This window comes from Enterobacter cloacae complex sp. P16RS2 (genome assembly GCF_014982155.1).
Taxonomy (GTDB): domain Bacteria; phylum Pseudomonadota; class Gammaproteobacteria; order Enterobacterales; family Enterobacteriaceae; genus Enterobacter; species Enterobacter cloacae_M.
This window is the reverse complement of record NZ_JADCKW010000001.1, coordinates 48,461-71,410: the sequence shown is the minus strand read 5'-3', so window position 1 is coordinate 71,410 and position 22,950 is coordinate 48,461. Positions and strand designations below refer to the sequence as shown.

Here is a 22,950-nt window from a genome sequence, read left to right as displayed (position 1 = left end):
AGCGCAGCGCCACCCGGTTTTAGTGGTTCGGCAATATCTTCCAGAACGCATCAATTAGCGGCTCATGCAGCCGCTTTTTTTGTGCGCACACGCCAAGCTCAAACGGCGTCTTCTCGTCGCTGCGCTCCAGAATCATCACGCGATTGCGCACCGGTTCCGGGCTATTTTCCAGCACCACTTCCGGCAGCAGCGCCACGCCGCAGCCGAGCGCCACCATCGACACCATCGCCTCGTGGCCGCTGACCGTGGCGTAAATCGACGGATTGCTGATTTTCTGACGGCGGAACCACAGCTCGATGCGGCGGCGCACCGGCCCCTGATCGGCCATGATAAAAGGTACCGTCGACCAGTCCGGTTTTTCCACCGACACCTGATTACGCACCGGGCAGGGCAGCGCCGGGGCAATCAGTACCACCGCCAGATTCTCCAGCATCGAGAATGCCACCGCGCCCGGCAGGGTTTCGGGTTTTCCGGCGATGGCGAGATCCGCTTCGCCCGTCACCACTTTTTCCATTGCGTCGGAGGCGTCGCCGGTGGTGAGCTTAATTTCAACCGACGGATGGGCCGCGCGGAAGCGGTCAAGGATGGGCGGCAGATGGCTGTAGGCGGCGGTGACGGAGCAGAAAATATGCAGCTCGCCGGAAAGTGACGGCCCCTGCTGGTCAATCGAGTGCCGCAGCTGCTGGTACTGCAACAGCGTCTGCTGGGCAAAAATGCGCAGCTCTTCACCCGCTTCCGTGAGGGTGACGGTGCGGTTGTCGCGCACGAACAGCGGCTGGCCGAGGTCTTCCTCAAGCCGCTGGATCTGGCGTGAAAGCGTGGAGGGGCTGACGTGCATCGCCCGGGCGCTGCGGCCAAAATGGCGGCTTTCCGCCAGGTGCAGGAACATTTTCAGATCGCGTAAATCCACCGATTCCACTCCCTCTTTTTACATTGCAAAAATTGCAACATGACGTTGTGAATATATCAATTTCCGCAATAAATTTCCTGTTGTAATGTGGGTACATTCTCGCTGAAACGCGAACCGAACAATAAGACACACAACATCACGAGGTATCACCCATGGCTAACTACTTTAATACACTGAACTTGCGCCAGCAGCTGGCGCAGCTGGGCAAATGCCGCTTCATGGCGCGCGACGAATTTGCCGATGGCGCGAGCTACCTTCAGGGTAAAAAAGTGGTCATCGTCGGCTGTGGCGCACAGGGTCTGAACCAGGGCCTGAACATGCGTGACTCCGGTCTGGATATCTCCTACGCCCTCCGTAAAGAAGCGATCGCCGAGAAGCGTGCTTCCTGGCGTAAAGCGACCGAAAACGGCTTCAAAGTGGGCACCTACGAAGAGCTGATCCCGCAGGCGGATCTGGTGGTTAACCTGACCCCGGACAAACAGCACTCTGACGTTGTGCGTTCCGTACAGCCGCTGATGAAAGACGGCGCCGCGCTGGGTTACTCCCACGGCTTCAACATCGTTGAAGTGGGCGAGCAGATCCGTAAAGACATCACCGTGGTGATGGTGGCGCCGAAGTGCCCGGGTACCGAAGTACGTGAAGAGTACAAGCGTGGCTTCGGCGTGCCGACCCTGATCGCGGTTCACCCGGAAAACGATCCGAAAGGCGAAGGCATGGCGATTGCCAAAGCGTGGGCAGCGGCGACCGGCGGCCACCGTGCGGGCGTGCTGGAATCTTCTTTCGTTGCCGAAGTGAAATCTGACCTGATGGGCGAGCAGACCATTCTGTGCGGCATGCTGCAGGCCGGTTCTCTGCTGTGCTTCGACAAGCTGGTGGAAGAGGGTACCGACCCGGCCTACGCGGAAAAACTGATTCAGTTCGGCTGGGAAACCATCACCGAAGCGCTGAAGCAGGGCGGTATTACGCTGATGATGGACCGTCTGTCCAACCCGGCAAAACTGCGTGCTTACGCGCTGTCTGAACAGCTGAAAACCATCATGGCACCGCTGTTCCAGAAACACATGGACGACATCATCTCCGGCGAATTCTCTTCCGGCATGATGGCGGACTGGGCGAACGACGATAAAAACCTGCTGACCTGGCGTGAAGAGACCGGTAAAACCGCGTTCGAAACCGCGCCACAGTACGAAGGTAAAATCGGCGAGCAGGAGTACTTCGATAAAGGCGTACTGATGATCGCGATGGTGAAAGCAGGCGTTGAGCTGGCGTTCGAAACCATGGTGGATTCCGGCATCATCGAAGAGTCTGCGTACTACGAATCTCTGCACGAGCTGCCGCTGATCGCGAACACCATCGCCCGTAAGCGTCTGTACGAAATGAACGTGGTGATCTCTGATACGGCAGAATACGGTAACTACCTGTTCTCTTACGCATGCGTACCGCTGCTGAAAGAGTTTATGACCACTCTGCAGACGGGCGATCTGGGTAAAGCGATTGCGGAAGGTGCCGTGGATAACGCGCAGCTGCGCGATGTGAACGAAGCGATTCGCAGCCACCAGATCGAGAAAGTGGGCCATAAACTGCGTGGCTACATGACCGATATGAAACGTATCGCGGTAGCGGGCTAACACCAGGTGCGGGCTGATGCCCTCACCCCGACCCTCTCCCACGGGGAGAGGGTGCAAACATTAAAGGCCTTCTCTTAGAGAAGGCCTTGCTGTTTATTTCCGATACAGCACTTTAATCACGTGGTAGCCGAACTGCGTGTGCAGCGGGCCGGTTGGCTCCAGCACCGGGCAGGAGAACACCACTTTATCGAACGCCGGTACCATCTGACCCTGGCGGAATTCACCCAGATCGCCGCCGCGTTTGCCTGACGGACAGATGGAGTGCTTCTTCGCCAGCTTGCCGAAGTCGGCGCCGTTTTTGATCTGCTCCAGAAGATCCAGAGCCAGTTTCTCTTCTTTAACAAGAATATGCAGTGCTGCTGCTGTTTTTGCCATGATCGTGCCTTGAGTGGTATGGATTAGGCTCGCTATACTACCACGCTGTTATTCTCCCCTCCTGACTTTCATTGAGTGATCATTTATGCGTTTAAACCCCGGACAACAACAAGCCGTCGAATTTGTCACCGGACCGTGTCTGGTGCTGGCGGGTGCAGGATCCGGCAAAACGCGCGTTATCACCAATAAGATTGCGCACCTGATCCGCGGCTGTGGCTATCAGGCCCGGCACATTGCGGCGGTGACGTTTACCAATAAAGCGGCGCGTGAGATGAAAGAGCGTGTCGGTCAGACGCTGGGACGAAAAGAGGCGCGCGGCCTGATGATCTCCACCTTCCACACGCTGGGGCTGGATATCATCAAACGCGAGTATGCGGCGCTGGGAATGAAGTCCAACTTCTCGCTCTTCGATGACACCGACCAGGTGGCGTTGCTCAAAGAGCTCACCGAGGGGTTGATCGAAGATGACAAGGTGCTGTTGCAGCAGCTGATCTCAACGATCTCAAACTGGAAAAACGATCTGATGACCCCGGCCCAGGCCGCGGCGATCGCCAAAGGCGAACGGGATCGGATCTTCGCCCACTGCTACGGTCTGTACGATGCGCACATGAAAGCGTGCAACGTGCTGGACTTTGACGACCTGATTTTGCTGCCCACGCTGCTGCTGCAGCGGAACGAAGAGGTTCGCGAGCGCTGGCAGAACAAAATCCGTTACCTGCTGGTGGATGAGTATCAGGACACCAACACCAGCCAGTACGAGCTGGTGAAGCTGCTGGTGGGGCAGCGCGCGCGTTTCACCGTGGTCGGCGACGACGACCAGTCAATTTACTCCTGGCGCGGCGCGCGTCCGCAAAACCTGGTGCTGCTGAGCAAAGATTTCCCCGCCCTGCAGGTGATTAAGCTGGAGCAAAACTACCGCTCCTCCGGGCGTATCCTGAAGGCAGCAAACATCCTGATTGCCAATAACCCGCACGTATTTGAGAAGCGTCTCTTCTCCGAGCTGGGTTACGGTACTGAATTGAAGGTGCTCAGCGCCAACAACGAAGAGCATGAGGCGGAGCGCGTGACGGGCGAACTGATCGCCCACCACTTCGTCAATAAAACCGAATATAAGGATTACGCGATCCTCTATCGCGGCAATCACCAGTCGCGCGTCTTTGAAAAGATGCTGATGCAGAACCGCATCCCGTACAAAATTTCGGGCGGTACGTCGTTCTTCTCACGGCCAGAGATTAAAGATCTGCTGGCCTATCTGCGCGTCCTCACGAACCCGGATGACGACAGCGCGTTTCTGCGCATCGTGAATACGCCGAAGCGCGAGATTGGCCCGGCGACGCTGCAAAAGCTGGGCGAGTGGGCGATGACGCGTAATAAAAGCCTGTTTACCGCCAGCTTCGACATGGGGCTGAGCCAGACGTTAACCGGCCGCGGTTACGATTCGTTAACACGATTCACCCACTGGCTCGGCGAAGTGCAGCGTCTCGCGGAGCGCGAGCCGGTGGCGGCGGTGCGCGATCTTATTCACGGCATCGACTATGAGTCCTGGCTGTACGAAACCTCGGCCAGCCCGAAAGCCGCTGAGATGCGCATGAAGAACGTTAACCAGCTCTTCAGCTGGATGACCGAAATGCTGGAGGGCTCTGAAATCGACGAGCCGATGACCCTGACGCAGGTCGTCACCCGCTTTACCCTGCGCGACATGATGGAGCGCGGCGAGAGCGAAGAAGAAGCCGATCAGGTTCAGCTGATGACGCTGCATGCGTCAAAAGGTCTGGAGTTCCCGTATGTCTATCTGGTTGGTATGGAAGAGGGGTTATTGCCGCACCAGAGCAGCATTGACGAAGATAACGTCGACGAGGAGCGCCGCCTGGCCTACGTGGGGATCACCCGTGCGCAGAAAGAGCTGACGTTTACGCTGTGTAAAGAGCGCCGTCAGTATGGCGAACTCGTCCGCCCGGAGCCGAGCCGTTTCCTGCTGGAGCTGCCGCAGGACGACCTGATCTGGGAACAGGAACGCAAAGTGATTACCGCAGAAGAGCGGATGCATAAGGGGCAGGCTAACGTGGCGAACATTCGCGCCATGCTGGCAAAAGCCAAAGAGAAAGGATAATGATGAGTAGGCCGGGTAAGGCGAAGCCGCCACCCGGCAATGTTCAGCGTATTACTTCACTTCCAGCACCCAGTGCACATAGCTTTGCCACTGGCACTCCTGCTCGATCATCTCTGCCCCAAGCGGGTGACGCTCAATCCAGTTTTCCGGCAGCGTCAGCGACAGTTTTTCGTCATCGGCCACCAGATTGATTGCAGGCAGCAAATCATCGCGACGGCGGCTGGCAAAGAGAATCGCCAGACGCAGCAGGCGGCACAGATGCTCGGCTACGCGCGGCGGTACGGCGTTTTGCTGATGCAATGATGAGAGATCAACGGTGTTGGTCTGGTTCAGCAGCAGCGTTGCCAGCAATTTTTTCTGCGCGGGCGTATAGCCCGGTAAATCAAGGTTTCGCACCAGATACGCTGCATGAGCCGGTGCCTGCTTAAAATCAATGCTCAGCCCCACTTCATGTAGCGCGCAGGCGCTCAGCAGTAAATCCCGGCTCAGATGGTCAAGATCCCAGACGTTAGCGACCCGATCGGCGAAGCGTGACGCCAGCTGCGATACGCGTCCGGCCTGATCGATATCAACCAGAAAACGACGCTGCACATTGCGCAGAGTACGGCTGCGGATATCCTGATCGACCGAAAGATGTAACATCCCGTAGACCAGACCTTCGCGCAGCGCGCCGCCGGCCAGGGTCATACACTGGATGTTCAGCTCGGTGAAAATGGCGATAAGAATAGCCAGCCCGCTCGGGAAAACCAGCGCGCGTTCCAGCGTCAGGCCTTCAATTTCCAGCTCTTCCAGGCGTCCACACTGAATGGCGCGCTGTTTTAGCTGCTGAAGCTTGGCAAGCGTAATCCGCTCGTCCATTCCTTGCGCCATCATGATTTCCTGCAGAGCCTGCACGGTACCCGAGGCACCCACGCAGACTTTCCAGCCGTGATAGCGCAGCTCGTCCATCACCGGGCGTAACACTTCGCGCGCTGCGTTTTCTGCCTCGTCGAAGTTCTCTTTCGCCAGATTCCGATCGGTAAAGTAGCGCTCAAGCCAGGTCACGCAGCCCATCGACAGGCTGAACAGCGACGTAGCCTGCGCGCCGGTGCCGGTCACCAGCTCGGTACTGGCTCCGCCGATATCCACCACCAGGCGGCGATCGTCACCCCCCGTGGTGTGTGCAACACCCTGATAAATCAGACGAGCTTCTTCTTCACCGCTGATAACCTGTACCGGACAACCCAGAATTTCCTGCGCTCTGGCAATGAAATCCACGGCGTTGACCGCCAGGCGGAGTGTCGCAGTGGCGACCACGGTGATTTGGGCGTGCGGGATATCCTGCAGACGTTCGGCAAAGAGCCGCAGACACTGCCAGCCACGTTCCATGGCTTCAGGGGAGAGGTGATTATCGCTGCTCAGGCCCGCCGCGAGGCGGACCTTGCGCTTGATGCGCGTCAGCGTTTGTATGCTTCCCGCCACCTCGCGCACAACCAGCATATGAAAACTATTCGAACCGAGATCAATTGCCGCATAAAGCGAGGTGGAGCTGAGCATATTTTCTTAACCTGAACGACGACGATTACGCGGCGCGCCACCTGAACGACGCGGACCATTGCCGGAGCGTGGGCGGGTTAGACGCTTAGGCGGCGGCAGTTCGCTTAACAGCGCTTCCGGATTGTATTTGCTCTGCGGAATAGAGTGACCGATATACGTCTCAATAGCCGGGAGATTCAGCGCATACTCTTCACACGCAAGGCTAATCGAGTGACCGCTTGCGCCCGCACGACCGGTTCGACCGATACGGTGTACGTAGTCTTCGCAGTCGTCTGGCAGATCGTAGTTAAAGACGTGCGTCACGGCCGGAATGTGCAGACCACGAGCCGCTACGTCGGTTGCGACCAGAATATCGAGATCGCCACGGGTAAACTCTTCCAGAATACGCAGGCGTTTTTTCTGCGCCACGTCGCCGGTCAACAGGCCAACACGGTGACCATCTGCAGCCAGATGGCCCCAAATGTCTTCACAACGGTGCTTGGTGTTCGCGAAGATAATGGCGCGATCTGGCCACTCTTCTTCAATCAGCGTTTGCAGCAGACGCATTTTCTCTTCATTGGAAGGATAGAAGAGCTCTTCTTTAATGCGGTGACCCGTTTTCTGCTCCGGTTCCACTTCTACATATTCGGCGTTGTTCATCTGTTCGAACGCCAGCTCGCGTACGCGATAAGAAAGGGTAGCGGAGAACAGCATATTCAGACGCTGATTGGCCGGCGGCATGCGGCGGAACAGCCAACGAATGTCTTTAATGAAGCCCAGATCGTACATGCGGTCAGCTTCATCGAGCACCACAACCTGGATTGCGCCGAGGTTAATGTGGTTCTGTTTGGCGTAATCGATAAGACGGCCGGTGGTACCGATCAGGATATCCACACCGCTTTCCAGCACTTTCAGCTGTTTATCGTAGCCGTCGCCGCCATAGGCCAGGCCAAGCTTCAGTCCGGTAGACTGCGCCAGGGGTTCAGCGTCTGCGTGGATCTGTACCGCAAGTTCTCGCGTCGGGGCCATAATTAGCGCGCGCGGCTGGTTAACTTTGCGGTCTGCAATCGCTGGGTGAGAAAGTAAATAATGAAACGTTGACGTTAAAAACGCCATCGTTTTGCCGGTACCGGTTTGCGCCTGCCCGGCAACATCGCGACCGGCCAGCGTCAGCGGCAGCGCGAGGGCCTGAATGGGCGTGCAGTTATGAAACCCTTTATTTTCAAGGGCTTCAATCACCTTCGGGTGCAGCGCGAAGTCGGAAAACTTCTGTTCTGTTAAATGTGTTTTGCTCATAGTGTGGTAGAATATCAGCTTACTATTGCTTTACGAAAGCGTATCCGGTGAAATAAAGTCAACCTTTAGTTGGTTAATGCGACATCAACACGTCGTTGGTGGAGACAAAACCAACGTACCAGGCTTATTCCTGTGGAGTTATATATGAGCGATAAAATTATTCACCTGACTGACGACAGTTTTGACACGGACGTACTTAAGGCTGACGGGCTGATCCTCGTCGATTTCTGGGCTGAATGGTGTGGTCCTTGCAAAATGATCGCCCCGATTCTGGATGAGATCGCCGACGAATATCAGGGCAAACTGACCGTTGCCAAGCTGAACATCGACCAGAACCCGGGCACCGCACCAAAATATGGTATCCGTGGCATCCCAACCCTTCTTCTGTTCAAAAACGGCGAAGTGGCCGCGACCAAAGTGGGCGCGCTGTCCAAAGGTCAACTGAAAGAGTTCCTGGACGCTAACCTGGCGTAAGGTTTCTCCGCTGTGCGTTCAGAGCTCCCGGCTAAATGATGTGGAACTCTGGACGCCCGGCTGAAGTCGTGCTAAGTTAGCTATGACTTCGTTTTAAACATATCTTGTTGTTTGAATCTTGTTTTACCCGATACTTCCCGTTGTTAACATGAACAGTGCGTGAAGTGGCTAAATTCCGGGCTTGTCACTCAATCCGTCTTGTCGTTTCAGTTCTGCGTTCTTTCCCTGTGACCAGACAGCGAACAGACATGAGTCGATGGCCGCTAAACAGGCATGGATGACCCTGCCATACCATTCACAACATTAAGTTCGAGAATCACCCCGAGTTTAAGAACCCACACCATTATGAATCTTACCGAATTAAAGAATACGCCGGTTTCTGAGCTGATCACTCTCGGCGAAAATATGGGGCTGGAAAACCAGGCTCGTATGCGCAAGCAGGACATCATTTTCGCCATCCTGAAGCAGCACGCTAAGAGTGGCGAAGATATCTTTGGCGACGGTGTGCTGGAGATATTGCAAGACGGATTTGGTTTCCTCCGCTCTGCAGACAGCTCCTACCTCGCCGGCCCTGACGACATCTACGTATCCCCCAGCCAAATCCGCCGTTTCAACCTCCGCACTGGTGACACCATTTCAGGTAAGATTCGTCCTCCTAAAGAGGGTGAACGCTACTTTGCGCTGTTGAAAGTCAATGAAGTTAACTTCGACAAACCGGAAAACTCGCGTAATAAGATCCTCTTCGAGAACTTAACGCCGCTGCACGCGAACTCTCGCCTGCGCATGGAGCGTGGTAACGGTTCTACTGAAGACTTAACCGCGCGTGTTCTGGATCTGGCCTCACCAATTGGGCGCGGCCAGCGTGGTTTGATTGTGGCACCGCCAAAAGCGGGTAAAACCATGCTGCTGCAGAACATCGCGCAGAGCATTGCCTATAATCACCCAGACTGCGTGCTGATGGTGCTGCTGATTGACGAACGTCCGGAAGAAGTGACCGAGATGCAGCGTCTGGTTAAAGGTGAAGTGGTTGCTTCTACCTTCGACGAGCCAGCATCTCGCCACGTTCAGGTTGCGGAAATGGTTATCGAGAAGGCGAAACGCCTGGTTGAGCACAAGAAAGACGTGATCATCCTGCTTGACTCCATCACCCGTCTGGCGCGTGCCTACAACACCGTGGTTCCGGCGTCTGGTAAAGTGCTGACCGGTGGTGTGGATGCTAACGCCCTGCATCGTCCGAAACGCTTCTTCGGTGCCGCGCGTAACGTGGAAGAGGGCGGCAGCCTGACCATCATCGCGACGGCGCTGATCGATACCGGTTCTAAAATGGACGAAGTGATTTACGAAGAATTTAAAGGTACAGGTAACATGGAACTGCACCTTTCTCGTAAAATCGCTGAAAAACGCGTCTTCCCGGCTATCGACTACAACCGTTCCGGTACCCGTAAAGAAGAGCTGCTCACCACTCAGGAAGAGCTGCAGAAAATGTGGATCCTGCGCAAAATCATCCATCCAATGGGTGAAATTGACGCGATGGAGTTCCTCATCAATAAACTGGCGATGACCAAAACCAACGACGATTTCTTCGACATGATGAAACGCTCGTAACGTAAATAAAGCCAGCGAACGCCACGTTTTTACGTGGCGTTTTCCTTTTATGGACTATACGCTAGTACTACTTACTCCCAATTTTGACCGGTCGGTGCGACAATAGAGCCGTTTCTGCATCCTGAGAAATAATTGATTGAAAAATATACAAAGGGAGTTGTTAGAAGCCATCTTTATTACTTCTGAGGTTGTGGCTTCATGGTTATACTTCCGGGACTAACAATTGTTGAGAGCAATCCATTGTGAATCTATTCACTGCCGTTACTGAACTGATCAGTATTTTTTTATTCACAACCTGTTTTTTGTTCATTGCACGCAAGGTGGCAAAACGAATAGGGTTGGTGGATAAACCTAATTTTCGTAAACGCCATCAGGGTCTTATTCCTTTAGTCGGCGGAATTTCTGTTTACGCAGGGATTTGCTTCACGTTTGGAATTGCCGACTATTATATTCCACATGCCGCCCTGTACATTGCATGCGCCGGTGTCCTGGTGTTAATCGGGGCTCTTGATGACCGATTCGATATCGCGGTGAAAATACGCGCCACCGTTCAGGCGGCCATTGGCGTGGTGATGATGGTTGTGGGTGGACTGTATCTGCGAAGCCTCGGCTATGTGTTTGGCCCCTGGGAGTTAGTCCTGGGTCCATTTGGCTTCTTCCTGACACTCTTTGCCGTCTGGGCGGCAATCAATGCTTTCAACATGGTGGATGGCATTGACGGCCTGCTCGGTGGGTTGTCATCCGTCTCGTTCGCCGCTATCGGCATTATTTTATGGTTTGATGGTCAGTACAGTCTGGCAATGTGGTGTTTTGCCATGATTGCCGCCATTCTGCCTTATATCCTCTTAAATCTCGGTGTGCTGGGCCGTCGCTATAAAGTCTTTATGGGAGACGCGGGCAGTACGCTGATTGGTTTTACGGTTATCTGGATCCTGCTAGAAACCACACAAGGTCAAACCCATCCGATAAGTCCCGTAACCGCGCTGTGGATTATTGCCATTCCATTAATGGATATGGTGGCGATTATGTATCGCCGCCTGCGCAAAGGGATGAGTCCTTTCTCTCCTGACCGCCAACACATTCATCACCTCATCATGCGTGCGGGTTTTACTTCTCGTCAGGCGTTTGTGCTGATTACTCTGGCAGCCGCTATTTTGGCCGCAATTGGTGTGGCTGCAGAATATTCTCATATCATTCCTGAGTGGGTTATGTTGGCATTATTCTTGCTGGCATTTTTCCTGTACGGCTACTGCATTAAGCGCGCATGGAAAGTGGCGCGATTTATTAAACGTCTTAAACGCAGGATGCGTCGTAACAGTGGCAAAAATACAACATTAACTAAGTAAAACCGGGACTATGATGACTCAACCGTTGGCGGGAGCGAAATCAGTGGTAACTGAAAATGAACTGGATATTCGGGGTTTGTTTCGCGTGTTATGGGCAGGCAAACTTTGGATTGCTGGGATCGCGCTGGGGTTTGCCCTGTTAGCGCTGGCCTATACGTTCTTTGCAAAGCAAGAGTGGAGCGCCACGGCAATCACAGACAAGCCAACGGTTAACATGCTCGGGGGATACTATTCCCAGCAGCAATTCCTGCGTAACCTGGACATCAAAGCCAGTCTTGCTACGCCTGACCAGGCTTCCGTTATGGATGAAGCCTATAAAGAGTTTGTGATGCAGCTGGCATCGTGGGATACCCGCCGCGATTTCTGGTCCCAGACGGATTACTACAAGCAGCGCCGGGTTGATAATACAAAAGCCGATGCCGCCCTGCTGGACGATCTGATTAACAATATTCAGTTTATGCCGGGCGACGCGCTGCGTAGCGTGAATGACAGCGTCAAGCTGATTGCAGAAACCGCGCCGGATGCCAACAACCTGTTGCGTCAGTATGTCGCGTTTGCCAGCCAACGTGCCGCAAGCCATCTTAACGAAGAGCTTAAAGGTGCCTGGGCGGCTCGTACCATCCAGATGAAAGCCCAGGTGAAACGTCAGGAAGAGGTGGCGAATACTATTTTCGGTCGCCGCGTGCATAACATTGAGCAGGCGCTGAAAATTGCGGAACAGCACAATATTTCCCGTACTGAGACGGACGTGCCGGCCGATGAGCTGCCTGACTCTGAAATGTTCCTTCTTGGTCGCCCTATGCTGCAGGCCCGGCTGGAAAACCTGAAGGCCGTCGGTCCTGATTTTGACCTCGATTACGATCAAAATCGCGCGATGCTCAATACGCTTAATGTCGGCCCATCCCTGGACCCGCGTTTTCAGACCTATCGTTATTTGCGAACGCCTGAAGAACCTGTAAAACGCGACAGTCCGCGTCGTGCATTCCTGATGATCATGTGGGGGATTGTGGGCGCATTGACGGGCGCTGGCGTGGCGTTAACGCGTCGTCGCAAAAACTAAGAACGCCGTCTACGATGAAGGCTGCGGCCTTCATCGCCTAATCGAAGAGAATCGATGTGAAAGTACTAACCGTATTTGGCACCAGGCCGGAGGCCATTAAGATGGCACCTCTGGTTCATGCGCTGGCCTGCGATCCTGATATTGAAGCGAAAGTCTGCGTCACGGCTCAACACCGTGAGATGCTCGATCAGGTTTTAACGCTCTTCTCCATCGTCCCGGATTACGACCTTAATATTATGAAACCGGGGCAAGGGCTAACGGAGATAACCTGTCGCATTCTGCAAGAGCTTAAGCCGATCCTGGAGTCATTCAAGCCTGACGTCGTGCTGGTACACGGTGACACCACCACAACCGTGGCGACAAGCCTGGCCGCGTTTTACCAGCGAATTCCCGTAGGGCATGTTGAGGCGGGGCTGCGTACCGGCAATCTTTATTCGCCGTGGCCGGAGGAGGCCAACCGCACGTTAACGGGTCATCTTGCGATGTACCACTTTGCGCCAACGGAAAACTCTCGTCAGAACCTGCTGCGTGAAAATATCGCCGATAACAAAATCTTTGTGACCGGCAATACGGTCATTGACGCGTTAATTTGGGTACGTGACCGCGTCCTGGCAAACAGCGATCTTCAGAAAGAGCTCGCTGCCCGCTATCCGTTCCTTCACAACGGCAAAAAAACCATTCTGGTCACTGGCCACCGTCGCGAGAGCTTTGGCCGGGGTTTTGAGCAAATCTGTCACGCGCTGGCTGAAATCGCCGCGCAGAATGACGATGTGCAAATTGTCTATCCAGTACACCTTAACCCTAACGTCAGCGAGCCGGTTAACCGGATCCTGGGCCATGTCGAAAATGTCCTTCTGATTGAACCTCAGGACTACATGCCGTTTGTCTGGCTGATGAACCATGCCTGGCTGATCCTCACCGATTCCGGCGGAATTCAGGAAGAAGCGCCATCCCTCGGCAAACCGGTGCTGGTGATGCGTGAAACGACCGAACGTCCGGAAGCTGTCAAAGCCGGTACGGTGCGTCTGGTCGGCACCAACGCGCAGCTCATCGTCGAAGAGGTCACGCGCCTGCTGCATGACGATGAAGCGTATCAGGCGATGAGCCGGGCCCATAATCCGTATGGAGACGGGCAGGCTTGTGGCCGTATTTTGCATGCACTTAAACACAATCGGGTATCGCTATGAGTTTTACTACCATCTCTGTCATTGGTCTTGGCTACATTGGCTTGCCTACTGCGGCCGCGTTTGCCTCTCGTCAGAAACAGGTTGTTGGTGTGGATATCAACGCACGGGCGGTAGAAACCATTAACCGTGGCGAGATTCATATTGTGGAGCCCGATCTTGACCGCGTGGTGAAAGAGGCGGTGGAGGGGGGCTTCCTGCGTGCCAGCACGACGCCAGTTGAAGCGGATGCCTACCTGATTGCCGTCCCCACCCCGTTTAAAGGCGACCACGAGCCCGACATGGCGTTCGTCGAGGCGGCGGCAAAATCCATCGCGCCTGTGCTGAAGAAAGGGGCGCTGGTGATCCTGGAATCGACCTCTCCGGTCGGCGCTACCGAGCAGATGGCACAGTGGCTGGCCGAGGCGCGTCCTGATTTAAGCTTCCCGCAGCAGGTGGGTGAGCAGGCGGATATCAACATCGCCTACTGTCCGGAGCGCGTGCTGCCGGGCCAGGTGATGGTCGAACTGATTAAAAACGACCGCGTCATTGGCGGTATGACGCCCGTCTGTTCCGAACGTGCCAGCGCGCTGTACAAGATTTTCCTGGAAGGCGAGTGCGTGGTGACCAATTCCCGCACCGCCGAGATGTGCAAGCTGACGGAGAACAGCTTCCGCGACGTCAATATTGCCTTTGCGAACGAACTGTCGCTAATTTGCGCCGATCAGGGGATTAACGTCTGGGAGCTGATTAGCCTGGCGAATCGCCATCCGCGTGTAAACATTCTCCAGCCAGGCCCGGGCGTGGGCGGACACTGTATCGCCGTCGATCCGTGGTTTATCGTGGCGCAGAATCCGGCGCAGGCGCGTCTGATTCGCACCGCGCGTGAAGTGAACGACAGCAAGCCTCACTGGGTGCTCAATCAGGTTAAAGCGACGGTAGCGGATTGTCTGGCAGAGAGCGGCAAGCGCGCCAGCGAGCTGAAAATTGCCTGCTTTGGTCTGGCATTTAAACCCAATATTGACGATCTGCGTGAAAGCCCGGCGATGGAAATTGCCGAGATGATTGCCGAATGGCACAAGGGTGAAACGCTGGTGGTTGAGCCGAATATCCATGAATTACCGGCAAAACTGGCGGGGCACTGCACGCTGACGGCGCTGGAAGACGCGCTGGCGACGGCGGACGTGCTGGTGCTGCTGGTAGATCATAAAGAGTTTAAAGCCACGTCCGGCGATGCCGTTCGTCAGCAGTATATTGTGGATACCAAAGGTGTCTGGCGTTGAACAGCCTGAATGGGGTGCTCGAGTCCCTGCAGTGGGAGAGTGCCTTTTTCGGCCTGCCGTCGGCCATCGTGCGTCTGCGCGATGACGCGCAAGTGCTGGCTGAAACAGATTTTATCGCCTGGCAACGAGTGCAGGCTAAGATCCCGGCGGAGCGCGCCGATCTGCTTGACGCGCTCCAGCAGCACGGCTTTCAGCTGGTTGAAGGTGAGGTAGACCTTTCCATTACCCTTACCCGGCACGATGCGCCCGGCGCGGAAATTGCAACCGAACAGGACATCCCCGTGCTGCGTCAGATGGCGGCCCAGGCATTTGCACAGAGTCGCTTTCGTGCTCCCTGGTATGCACCTGACGATAGCGGACGTTTCTATGCCCAGTGGATTGAGAATGCGGTCAAAGGCACCTTTGACCACGTCTGCCTGGTTTTCCGTGCAGGGGATGGTCAAATCCAGGGGTTCGTCTCGCTGCGTAAGCTCAACGAGCGCGAGGCGCGTATTGGCTTATTAGCCGGGCGCGGCATGGGTGAGAAACTCATGCAGGCGGCGCTGCACTGGGCGCAGCAGCAACAGCTTGTGACGCTGCGGGTCGCGACCCAACTGGGCAACACCGCCGCGCTTAAACGTTATATTGCGAGTGGTGCCAACATCGACGCCACCGCCTACTGGTTATACAGGTGACAAGATGATTCCATTTAACGCACCACCCGTTGTCGGAACTGAACTCGACTATATGCAGTCTGCCATGGGCAGCGGCAAACTCTGTGGTGACGGCGGTTTTACCCGTCGCTGTCAGCAGTGGATGGAACAGCGTTTTCGCAGCGCCAAAGTGCTGCTGACCCCGTCCTGTACGGCATCGCTGGAAATGGCGGCACTGTTGCTGGATATCCAGCCCGGCGATGAAGTGATTATGCCGAGCTATACCTTCGTTTCCACGGCGAACGCCTTTGTCCTGCGCGGAGCGAAAATCGTCTTTGTGGATATCCGCCCGGACACCATGAACATTGATGAGACGCTGATTGAAGCGGCGATCACCGACAAAACGCGCGCGATCGTGCCGGTTCACTACGCGGGCGTGGCCTGTGAAATGGACACCATCATGGCCATCGCCAAAAAACATAATCTGTTCGTGGTGGAAGATGCCGCGCAGGGCGTGATGTCCACCTACAAGGGACGCGCGCTGGGTACCATCGGCCATATCGGCTGCTTTAGCTTCCACGAAACCAAAAACTACACGGCGGGCGGAGAAGGTGGCGCGACGCTGATTAACGACCGGGCGCTCGTGGAGCGTGCGGAAGTGATCCGCGAAAAGGGCACCAACCGCAGCCAGTTCTTCCGGGGGCAGGTAGATAAATACACCTGGCGCGACATCGGCTCCAGCTATCTGATGGCGGATCTGCAGGCGGCATATCTGTGGGCGCAGCTGGAAGCGGCGGAACGTATCAACCTTCAGCGTCTTTCCCTGTGGCAAACGTATTACGATGCGCTTGAGCCGCTGGCCAAAGCCGGGCGCATTGAGCTGCCGACCATCCCGGCAGCTTGCGTCCACAACGCGCATATGTTCTACATCAAGCTGCGCGATAACGACGACCGCAGCGAGCTCATCGCCTGGCTGAAAGAGGCCGAAATTATGGCGGTGTTCCACTACATCCCGCTGCACTCCAGCCCGGCCGGCGAAGCGTTTGGCACGTTCGCGGGTGAAGATCGTTACACCACGAAAGAAAGTGAGCGTTTGCTTCGCCTGCCACTGTTCTACAACCTCGCGCCTGTTAACCAGCGTACGGTGATTAATACCCTTCTGAGTTATTTCGGCTGATATGTCTCTGGCAAAAGCATCGGTGTGGACCGCCGCGTCCACGCTTGTAAAAATTGGCGCCGGGCTGCTGGTCGTCAAGCTGCTGGCCGTCTCATTTGGCCCCTCTGGCGTGGGGCTGGCGGGTAATTTCCGCCAGCTCGTTACCGTCCTTGGGGTGCTGGCCGGCGCCGGCATTTTCAACGGCGTTACCAAATACGTTGCGCAGTATCACGATGATGCGGCTCAGCTGCGCAGGGTGGTGGGCACCTCTTCGGCGATGGTCACGGGTTTTTCGACCCTGATGGCGGTTGTCTTTCTGCTGGCGGCGGCGCCCATCAGCCAGGGATTGTTCGGGCACACCCATTATCAGGGGCTGGTGCGTCTGGTCGCGTTGGTTCAGATGGGCATTGCCTGGGCAAACCTGCTGCTGGCGCTGATGAAAGGTTTTCGTGATGCCGCCGGGAACGCGCTTGCCTTAATCCTGGGAAGCGTCATCGGCGTGATTGCCTATTACTTCTGCTATCGCCTGGGCGGCTATGAAGGCGCACTGCTGGGGCTTGCGCTGGTCCCGGCCCTGGTTGTTGTGCCTGCGGCATTTATGCTGATGCGTAGGGGCGTCATCCCTCTGAGCTACCTGAAACCGCAATGGGACACGATGCTTGCCAGCCAGCTGGGTAAATTTACCCTGATGGCGCTCATCACCTCCGTCACGCTGCCGGTAGCCTACGTGATGATGCGAAACCTGCTGGCGGCGCATTATAGCTGGGATGAAGTCGGGATTTGGCAGGGCGTGAGCAGCATTTCCGATGCATACCTCCAATTTATAACGGCTTCCTTTAGCGTCTATTTGCTGCCAACCTTATCGCGCCTAACGTCCAGACAAGAAATTACGCGCGAGATTTTCCGAGCTCTGCGCTTTGTGCTGCCGGCCGTCGCGGCGGCCAGCTTTACCGTCTGGTTACTGCGCGATGTCGCCATCTGGCTGCTGTTCTCGGCGAAGTTCACCGCCATGCGCGATCTCTTTGCATGGCAGCTGGTGGGTGATGTGCTGAAAGTGGGGGCTTACGTTTTCGGCTATCTGGTGATTGCAAAAGCGTCCCTGCGGCTGTATATCCTGGCGGAAATTAGCCAGTTTGCGTTACTGACAGCATTTTCACACTGGCTGATACCCGCGCACGGTGCGCTGGGGGCGGCTCAGGCCTACATGGCAACCTATATCGTTTATTTCGCCGCCTGTTGCGGCGTATTTTTATTGTGGCGTAAACGCGCATGACTGCACTGATTCACATCCTGGGATCGGATATCCCACACCATAACCAGACCGTTTTGCGGTTCTTCAACGACGAGCTGGCATCGGGTAATCCTGATGCGCGTGAGTTTATGGTTGCAGGTCAGGATAAGGGCCTGAGCGAGGCGTTTCCGGCGCTGACGATTCGCTTCTGGCCGGATAAGGCCGCGCTGGCGAAGGCGGTCATTGCCAAAGCCAAAGCGGATCGTAAGCAACGTTTCTTTTTCCACGGGCAGTTCAATACCGGCCTGTGGCTGGCGCTGCTCAGCGGGGGGATTAAATCCTCCCAGTGCAGCTGGCATATCTGGGGAGCCGATCTCTACGAAGTCTCCCGCGGCTGGAAATTCCGTCTTTTCTATCCGCTGCGGCGCATGGCGCAGGGGCGCGTAGGCTGTGTGTTTGCCACCCGCGGCGATCTCAACTATTTTGCTAAACAGCACCCGAACGTGCGCGGAGAACTACTCTATTTCCCAACCCGCATGGATCCGGCGCTGAACGCCATGGCAAATGACGCGGTGCGTGAAGGCAAGCTGACGATCCTGGTGGGGAATTCCGGCGATCGCAGTAACGAACACGTCGCGGCGCTCAGGGCCGTACATCAGCAGTTTGGCGACACGGTGAACGTGGTGGTGCCGATGGGCTATCCCGCCAACAACGACGCCTATATTGCTGACGTTCGCCAGCAGGGGCTTGCGCTGTTTAGTGCAGAAAACCTGCACATCCTTAGCGATAAGCTGGAATTTGATGAATATCTTGCGCTGCTGAGAAAATGCGATCTTGGCTATTTCATCTTCGCCCGACAGCAGGGAATCGGCACGCTGTGTCTGCTGATTCAGGCGGGTGTACCGTGCGTGCTCAACCGCGACAACCCGTTCTGGCAGGACATGGCCGAGCAGCATATTCCGGTGCTGTTTACCTCAGACACGCTGAATGTCGAGGTGGTTCGGGAAGCCCAACGCCAGCTCACGCTGGTGGATAAAAATAGCATCGATTTTTTCAGCCCGAATTACCTCACGCCGTGGCACCGCGCGCTGCGTATCGCTTCAGGAGACAAAGCATGAGTCAGTTGCAATTCAGCGGCTTACTGGTTGTCTGGCTTCTGAGCACCCTGTTTATTGCCACGCTTACCTGGTTTGAATTCCGCCGGGTACGTTTCAACTTTAACGTTTTCTTCTCGTTACTGTTTCTGCTGACCTTCTTTTTCGGCTTCCCGCTGACCAGCATTCTGGTCTTCCGTTTTGACGTGAGCGTCGCGCCGCCGGAAATCCTGCTCCAGGCGCTTCTGGCGGCAACCTGCTTCTATGCCGTCTACTACGTCACCTATAAAACGCGTCTGCGTTCAGCACAGGCTGCAGTCCCGCGTCGGCCGCTTTTTACCATGAATCGGGTGGAAACCCACCTGACGTGGGTGATGCTGATGACCATCGCCCTGGTCAGCGTCGGTATCTTCTTCATGCATAACGGCTTTCTGCTATTTAAGCTCCACTCCTACAGCCAGATTTTTTCGGCCGAAGTCTCGGGCGTGGCGCTTAAACGTTTCTTCTACTTCTTCATTCCGGCGATGCTGGTGATCTTTTTCCTGCGCCAGGACAGCAAAGCGTGGCTGTTTTTCCTGGTCAGCACCATCGCGTTTGGCATTCTGACCTACATGATTGTGGGCGGCACGCGCGCGAACATTATCATCGCCTTCGCCATCTTCCTGTTTATCGGCATCATTCGCGGCTGGATCTCGCTGTGGATGCTGGTTGCGGCAGGCGTGTTTGGCATTGTCGGGATGTTCTGGCTGGCGCTGAAGCGCTACGGGATGAACGTGGCGGGCGATGAGGCGTTTTACACGTTCCTCTACCTGACTCGCGATACCTTCTCGCCATGGGAAAATCTGGCATTGTTGCTGCAAAACTACGACAAGATTGATTTCCAGGGGCTGGCGCCGATTGTTCGCGACTTCTACGTTTTTATCCCTTCCTGGCTATGGCCGGACCGGCCTGGCGTGGTGCTTAACACGGCAAATTACTTTACCTGGGAAGTGCTGAACAACCATTCCGGTCTGGCAATTTCGCCAACGCTGATTGGTTCCCTGGTGGTGATGGGGGGGGCGTGGTTCATTCTGCCCGGGGCGGTTGCCGTGGGGCTGATTATCAAGTGGTTCGACTGGCTTTACCTGCGCGGCAACGAAGAGACCAACCGCTATAAAGCCGCCATTTTGCACAGTTTCTGCTTTGGTGCCATTTTCAATATGATCGTTCTGGCGCGCGAAGGGCTGGACTCGTTCGTTTCGCGAGTGGTGTTCTTCATGGTCGTTTTCGGCCTCTGCCTGTTGCTGGCCAAACTGTTGTACTGGCTGTTTGACAGCGCAGGGCTTGTGCACAAGCGCGAGCGGCAGGGCAGCACAACGCTGTCGCAAGTCTGAGTAAGGATAGTAATGACTGATAAAATTTCTGCACCGCGCTATGCGCTACGTGGCCTGCAGCTTATTGGCTGGCGCGACATGCAGCACGCGCTGGACTTTCTGTTCGCCGACGGCCAGATGAAATCCGGTACGCTGGTGGCCATCAACGCGGAAAAAATGCTGGCGGTTGAGGATAATGCGGAAGTCAAAAGCCTGATTGAAGCGGCTGAATTTAAATACGCGGACGGGATCAGCGTAGTCCGCTCTATCCGTAAAAAGTATCCTGACGCTAATGTATCCCGCGTGGCGGGGGCCGATCTCTGGGAGCAGCTTATGGCCCGCGCAGGTGCGCAGGGTACGCCCGTGTTCCTGATTGGCGGGAAGCCGGAGATACTGGCCCAGACGGAGGAGAAACTGCGTCGTCAATGGAATGTTAATATCGTCGGCAGCCAGGATGGTTACTTCAAACCGGAAGATCGACAGGCTTTGTTTGAGCGCGTTCGTGACAGCGGGGCGAAAATTGTCACCGTGGCGATGGGCTCCCCGCGTCAGGAGATCCTGATGCGTGACTGCCGTCTGGTCTGTCCTGATGCCCTCTACATGGGCGTCGGCGGCACGTACGACGTCTTTACCGGCCACGTTAAGCGTGCGCCAAAGGTCTGGCAAAATCTGGGGCTGGAGTGGCTTTACCGCCTGCTATCGCAACCGACGCGCATTAAACGTCAGATCCGTCTGCTTCGCTACCTCGCCTGGCATTACACCGGGAAAATGTAATCAAAATGTAGCGCGATATGCTATTCGCGCTGCAACTCGCCTGCAAAACTGCTGATAATCTGTGCAATGCATTCATTTTTTTAATGCATCGTTTGCCATTTGGCAGATTTTAGGAAACCATTCGCTCCGTATTTTAGTACCCCTAAAAAACAATACCCGGTATTAAGCCGGGAAACAGCAAACACAATCGAGGATCTATGGCAGAGAAACAACCGGAGCTACAGCGTGGGCTGGAAGCTCGTCATATTGAACTGATAGCGCTGGGCGGCACTATCGGCGTGGGCCTGTTTATGGGCTCCGCAAGCACGCTCAAATGGGCAGGCCCTTCCGTATTACTGGCGTATATTATCGCCGGGCTGTTTGTTTTCTTCATTATGCGTTCCATGGGCGAAATGCTCTTCCTGGAGCCGGTAACCGGCTCTTTCGCCGTTTACGCGCATCGCTATATGAGCCCCTTCTTCGGATACCTGACGGCCTGGTCTTACTGGTTTATGTGGATGGCGGTGGGCATCTCAGAGATCACCGCGATAGGGGTCTACGTCCAGTTCTGGTTCCCGGACATGGCCCAGTGGATACCCGCGCTCATTGCCGTGGGGCTGGTGGCGCTGGCAAACCTGGCAGCCGTGCGCCTTTACGGTGAAATTGAGTTCTGGTTCGCAATGATCAAAGTCACCACGATTATCGTGATGATTGTCGTCGGCCTGGGCGTGATTTTCTTCGGCTTTGGCAACGGTGGACACGCTATCGGCTTTGGCAACCTGACCGAAAACAGCGGCTTCTTTGCCGGCGGCTGGAAGGGCTTCCTGACGGCGCTGTGTATCGTTGTGGCCTCGTATCAGGGCGTCGAGCTGATCGGTATTACCGCCGGTGAAGCGAAAAACCCGCAGGTCACGCTGCGTAGCGCGGTGGGCAAAGTGCTGTGGCGCATCCTGATTTTCTATGTGGGCGCGATCTTCGTAATCGTGACCATCTTCCCGTGGAACGAAATTGGCACGACGGGTAGCCCGTTTGTTTTAACCTTCGCCAAAATTGGTATCACGGCGGCGGCGGGTATCATCAACTTTGTGGTCCTGACGGCAGCGCTGTCAGGCTGTAACAGCGGGATGTACAGCTGCGGGCGTATGCTCTATGCGCTTTCGAAGAATAACCAGCTGCCTGCGGCGATGAGTAAAGTCTCACGTGCCGGCGTACCGGTGGCGGGTGTGGCGGTCTCCATTGTAATCCTGCTGATTGGTTCTTGCCTGAATTACATCATTCCTAACCCGCAGCGCGTGTTCGTTTACGTCTACAGCGCCAGCGTACTGCCGGGCATGGTGCCGTGGTTTGTTATCCTCATCAGCCAGCTGCGTTTCCGCCATGCGCATAAAAAAGCGATCGAAAGCCATCCGTTCCGCTCAATTCTGTTCCCCTATGCGAACTATTTGACGATGGCGTTCCTGATTTGCGTATTAATCGGCATGTACTTTAATGAAGATACCCGCATGTCGCTGTTTGTCGGGATGATCTTCCTGGCGGCTGTGACGGCCGCATATAAGCTTTTTGGCCTGGGTCGCCGCGGCACCACGCAGAAAGTGGAGGAATAAGCGGCAAAATGTGCAAACCATAACCAAACGCGCATTTTTTTCAAAAAAGCACTAGACAGCGGGGACGGAGGTACGTAATATCCAGCCCCGCAACGGCGCTAAGCGCCCGTAGCTCAGCTGGATAGAGCGCTGCCCTCCGGAGGCAGAGGTCTCAGGTTCGAATCCTGTCGGGCGCGCCATTTTAGTCCCGGCGCTAGAGCTGCGGTGGTCTGAGAAGTAGTCAGTACCGCGTGAAAGAATACAGTGGTGGCTATAGCTCAGTTGGTAGAGCCCTGGATTGTGATTCCAGTTGTCGTGGGTTCGAATCCCATTAGCCACCCCATTATTTGAAAGAGTTGTGAATTGCGAAGGTGGCGGAATTGG

General features: G+C 55.5%; 19 protein-coding genes and 2 tRNA genes. 17 read left to right on the top strand and 4 right to left on the bottom strand.

The features are described 5' to 3' along the window. Nucleotides 1-19: 19 nt before the first annotated feature. A complete protein-coding gene (gene ilvY, locus INF68_RS00330) occupies nucleotides 20-910 on the bottom strand; it encodes an HTH-type transcriptional activator IlvY (protein ID WP_109846500.1) in 891 nt (296 codons plus the stop codon). Between the two features lie 152 nt (nucleotides 911-1,062). Between ilvY and ilvC the strand changes: the two genes are divergently transcribed. Then, nucleotides 1,063-2,538 (top strand): ketol-acid reductoisomerase, encoded by a 1,476-nt coding sequence (gene ilvC / locus INF68_RS00325; protein ID WP_023333828.1) that lies wholly within the window; start codon nucleotides 1,063-1,065, stop codon nucleotides 2,536-2,538. Between the two features lie 93 nt (nucleotides 2,539-2,631). Here ilvC and ppiC read toward each other — a convergent pair whose 3' ends face one another. After that, on the bottom strand, nucleotides 2,632-2,913 hold the full coding sequence (ppiC, locus tag INF68_RS00320; RefSeq protein WP_008501570.1) for a peptidylprolyl isomerase PpiC: 282 nt from the start codon (nucleotides 2,911-2,913) through the stop codon (nucleotides 2,632-2,634). An 85-nt stretch (nucleotides 2,914-2,998) separates the two neighbouring features. Here ppiC and rep point away from each other — a divergent pair, with 85 nt between their 5' ends. Beyond that, nucleotides 2,999-5,023: a DNA helicase Rep gene (gene rep / locus INF68_RS00315; RefSeq protein ID WP_008501569.1), complete on the top strand. Its 2,025-nt coding sequence runs from the start codon at nucleotides 2,999-3,001 to the stop codon at nucleotides 5,021-5,023. 51 nt (nucleotides 5,024-5,074) lie between these two features. Here rep and gppA read toward each other — a convergent pair whose 3' ends face one another. Both gppA and rhlB read right to left on the bottom strand, forming a co-directional pair. Next, nucleotides 5,075-6,559: a guanosine-5'-triphosphate,3'-diphosphate diphosphatase gene (gene gppA / locus INF68_RS00310; protein ID WP_126787362.1), complete on the bottom strand. Its 1,485-nt coding sequence runs from the start codon at nucleotides 6,557-6,559 to the stop codon at nucleotides 5,075-5,077. Between the two features lie 6 nt (nucleotides 6,560-6,565). Next, nucleotides 6,566-7,834 carry an ATP-dependent RNA helicase RhlB gene (gene rhlB, locus INF68_RS00305; protein ID WP_023309646.1) on the bottom strand — a complete coding sequence of 423 codons (1,269 nt, stop codon included), beginning with the start codon at nucleotides 7,832-7,834 and terminating at the stop codon, nucleotides 6,566-6,568. 144 nt (nucleotides 7,835-7,978) lie between these two features. Here rhlB and trxA point away from each other — a divergent pair, with 144 nt between their 5' ends. The 15 genes from trxA to INF68_RS00230 all read left to right on the top strand — a co-directional run bounded on the left by trxA (nucleotide 7,979) and on the right by INF68_RS00230 (nucleotide 22,909). Beyond that, nucleotides 7,979-8,308 (top strand): thioredoxin TrxA, encoded by a 330-nt coding sequence (trxA, locus tag INF68_RS00300; RefSeq protein ID WP_006179218.1) that lies wholly within the window; start codon nucleotides 7,979-7,981, stop codon nucleotides 8,306-8,308. Between the two features lie 345 nt (nucleotides 8,309-8,653). Then, complete coding sequence (gene rho / locus INF68_RS00295; protein ID WP_008501566.1) at nucleotides 8,654-9,913, top strand: transcription termination factor Rho; 1,260 nt, start codon at nucleotides 8,654-8,656, stop codon at nucleotides 9,911-9,913. Between the two features lie 242 nt (nucleotides 9,914-10,155). Continuing rightward, a complete protein-coding gene (wecA, locus tag INF68_RS00290) occupies nucleotides 10,156-11,259 on the top strand; it encodes a UDP-N-acetylglucosamine--undecaprenyl-phosphate N-acetylglucosaminephosphotransferase (RefSeq protein WP_126787363.1) in 1,104 nt (367 codons plus the stop codon). 13 nt (nucleotides 11,260-11,272) lie between these two features. After that, the gene (gene wzzE / locus INF68_RS00285) at nucleotides 11,273-12,319 is read left to right on the top strand and encodes an ECA polysaccharide chain length modulation protein (protein WP_023309644.1); all 1,047 of its coding nucleotides are present in this window, start codon (nucleotides 11,273-11,275) and stop codon (nucleotides 12,317-12,319) included. Nucleotides 12,320-12,375: 56 nt separating this feature from the next. Beyond that, nucleotides 12,376-13,506, top strand: a complete 1,131-nt coding sequence (gene wecB / locus INF68_RS00280) for a non-hydrolyzing UDP-N-acetylglucosamine 2-epimerase (RefSeq protein WP_024907964.1) — start codon at nucleotides 12,376-12,378, stop codon at nucleotides 13,504-13,506. After that, nucleotides 13,503-14,765: a UDP-N-acetyl-D-mannosamine dehydrogenase gene (gene wecC / locus INF68_RS00275; protein ID WP_126787364.1), complete on the top strand. Its 1,263-nt coding sequence runs from the start codon at nucleotides 13,503-13,505 to the stop codon at nucleotides 14,763-14,765. The genes wecB and wecC overlap by 4 nt, the downstream gene beginning before the upstream one ends. Continuing rightward, the gene (rffC, locus tag INF68_RS00270; RefSeq protein WP_109846493.1) at nucleotides 14,762-15,439 is read left to right on the top strand and encodes a dTDP-4-amino-4,6-dideoxy-D-galactose acyltransferase; all 678 of its coding nucleotides are present in this window, start codon (nucleotides 14,762-14,764) and stop codon (nucleotides 15,437-15,439) included. The genes wecC and rffC overlap by 4 nt, the downstream gene beginning before the upstream one ends. Nucleotides 15,440-15,443: 4 nt before the next feature. Further along, nucleotides 15,444-16,574 carry a dTDP-4-amino-4,6-dideoxygalactose transaminase gene (gene rffA / locus INF68_RS00265; RefSeq protein ID WP_126304492.1) on the top strand — a complete coding sequence of 377 codons (1,131 nt, stop codon included), beginning with the start codon at nucleotides 15,444-15,446 and terminating at the stop codon, nucleotides 16,572-16,574. 1 nt (nucleotide 16,575) lies between these two features. Further along, nucleotides 16,576-17,826 carry a lipid III flippase WzxE gene (gene wzxE / locus INF68_RS00260; protein ID WP_126787365.1) on the top strand — a complete coding sequence of 417 codons (1,251 nt, stop codon included), beginning with the start codon at nucleotides 16,576-16,578 and terminating at the stop codon, nucleotides 17,824-17,826. After that, on the top strand, nucleotides 17,823-18,902 hold the full coding sequence (locus tag INF68_RS00255) for a TDP-N-acetylfucosamine:lipid II N-acetylfucosaminyltransferase (RefSeq protein ID WP_109846490.1): 1,080 nt from the start codon (nucleotides 17,823-17,825) through the stop codon (nucleotides 18,900-18,902). The genes wzxE and INF68_RS00255 overlap by 4 nt, the downstream gene beginning before the upstream one ends. Then, nucleotides 18,899-20,251, top strand: a complete 1,353-nt coding sequence (gene wzyE, locus INF68_RS00250; protein WP_126787367.1) for an ECA oligosaccharide polymerase — start codon at nucleotides 18,899-18,901, stop codon at nucleotides 20,249-20,251. Before INF68_RS00255 ends, wzyE begins: the two co-directional genes overlap by 4 nt. 12 nt (nucleotides 20,252-20,263) lie before the next feature. Continuing rightward, nucleotides 20,264-21,004: a lipopolysaccharide N-acetylmannosaminouronosyltransferase gene (gene wecG / locus INF68_RS00245; RefSeq protein ID WP_029739560.1), complete on the top strand. Its 741-nt coding sequence runs from the start codon at nucleotides 20,264-20,266 to the stop codon at nucleotides 21,002-21,004. 197 nt (nucleotides 21,005-21,201) lie between these two features. Beyond that, nucleotides 21,202-22,587: an amino acid permease gene (locus tag INF68_RS00240; protein ID WP_185874210.1), complete on the top strand. Its 1,386-nt coding sequence runs from the start codon at nucleotides 21,202-21,204 to the stop codon at nucleotides 22,585-22,587. A 102-nt stretch (nucleotides 22,588-22,689) separates the two neighbouring features. Further along, nucleotides 22,690-22,766 (top strand) — tRNA-Arg (locus tag INF68_RS00235). 67 nt (nucleotides 22,767-22,833) lie between these two features. Beyond that, nucleotides 22,834-22,909 (top strand) — tRNA-His (locus INF68_RS00230). The last annotated feature ends 41 nt before the right edge of the window (nucleotides 22,910-22,950 follow it).

What these genes read in the sequence shown, in the direction of transcription:
- wzyE (WP_126787367.1), top strand. Translation starts at nt 18,899, where the DNA reads ATGAGTCAGTTGCAATTCAGCGGCTTACTGGTTGTCTGGCTTCTGAGC.
- gppA (WP_126787362.1), bottom strand. Translation starts at nt 6,559, where the DNA reads ATGCTCAGCTCCACCTCGCTTTATGCGGCAATTGATCTCGGTTCGAAT.
- rhlB (WP_023309646.1), bottom strand. Translation starts at nt 7,834, where the DNA reads ATGAGCAAAACACATTTAACAGAACAGAAGTTTTCCGACTTCGCGCTG.
- rho (WP_008501566.1), top strand. Translation starts at nt 8,654, where the DNA reads ATGAATCTTACCGAATTAAAGAATACGCCGGTTTCTGAGCTGATCACT.
- INF68_RS00255 (WP_109846490.1), top strand. Translation starts at nt 17,823, where the DNA reads ATGACTGCACTGATTCACATCCTGGGATCGGATATCCCACACCATAAC.
- rep (WP_008501569.1), top strand. Translation starts at nt 2,999, where the DNA reads ATGCGTTTAAACCCCGGACAACAACAAGCCGTCGAATTTGTCACCGGA.
- wecG (WP_029739560.1), top strand. Translation starts at nt 20,264, where the DNA reads ATGACTGATAAAATTTCTGCACCGCGCTATGCGCTACGTGGCCTGCAG.
- INF68_RS00240 (WP_185874210.1), top strand. Translation starts at nt 21,202, where the DNA reads ATGGCAGAGAAACAACCGGAGCTACAGCGTGGGCTGGAAGCTCGTCAT.
- trxA (WP_006179218.1), top strand. Translation starts at nt 7,979, where the DNA reads ATGAGCGATAAAATTATTCACCTGACTGACGACAGTTTTGACACGGAC.
- ilvC (WP_023333828.1), top strand. Translation starts at nt 1,063, where the DNA reads ATGGCTAACTACTTTAATACACTGAACTTGCGCCAGCAGCTGGCGCAG.
- wecC (WP_126787364.1), top strand. Translation starts at nt 13,503, where the DNA reads ATGAGTTTTACTACCATCTCTGTCATTGGTCTTGGCTACATTGGCTTG.
- wzxE (WP_126787365.1), top strand. Translation starts at nt 16,576, where the DNA reads ATGTCTCTGGCAAAAGCATCGGTGTGGACCGCCGCGTCCACGCTTGTA.
- wzzE (WP_023309644.1), top strand. Translation starts at nt 11,273, where the DNA reads ATGACTCAACCGTTGGCGGGAGCGAAATCAGTGGTAACTGAAAATGAA.
- ppiC (WP_008501570.1), bottom strand. Translation starts at nt 2,913, where the DNA reads ATGGCAAAAACAGCAGCAGCACTGCATATTCTTGTTAAAGAAGAGAAA.
- rffA (WP_126304492.1), top strand. Translation starts at nt 15,444, where the DNA reads ATGATTCCATTTAACGCACCACCCGTTGTCGGAACTGAACTCGACTAT.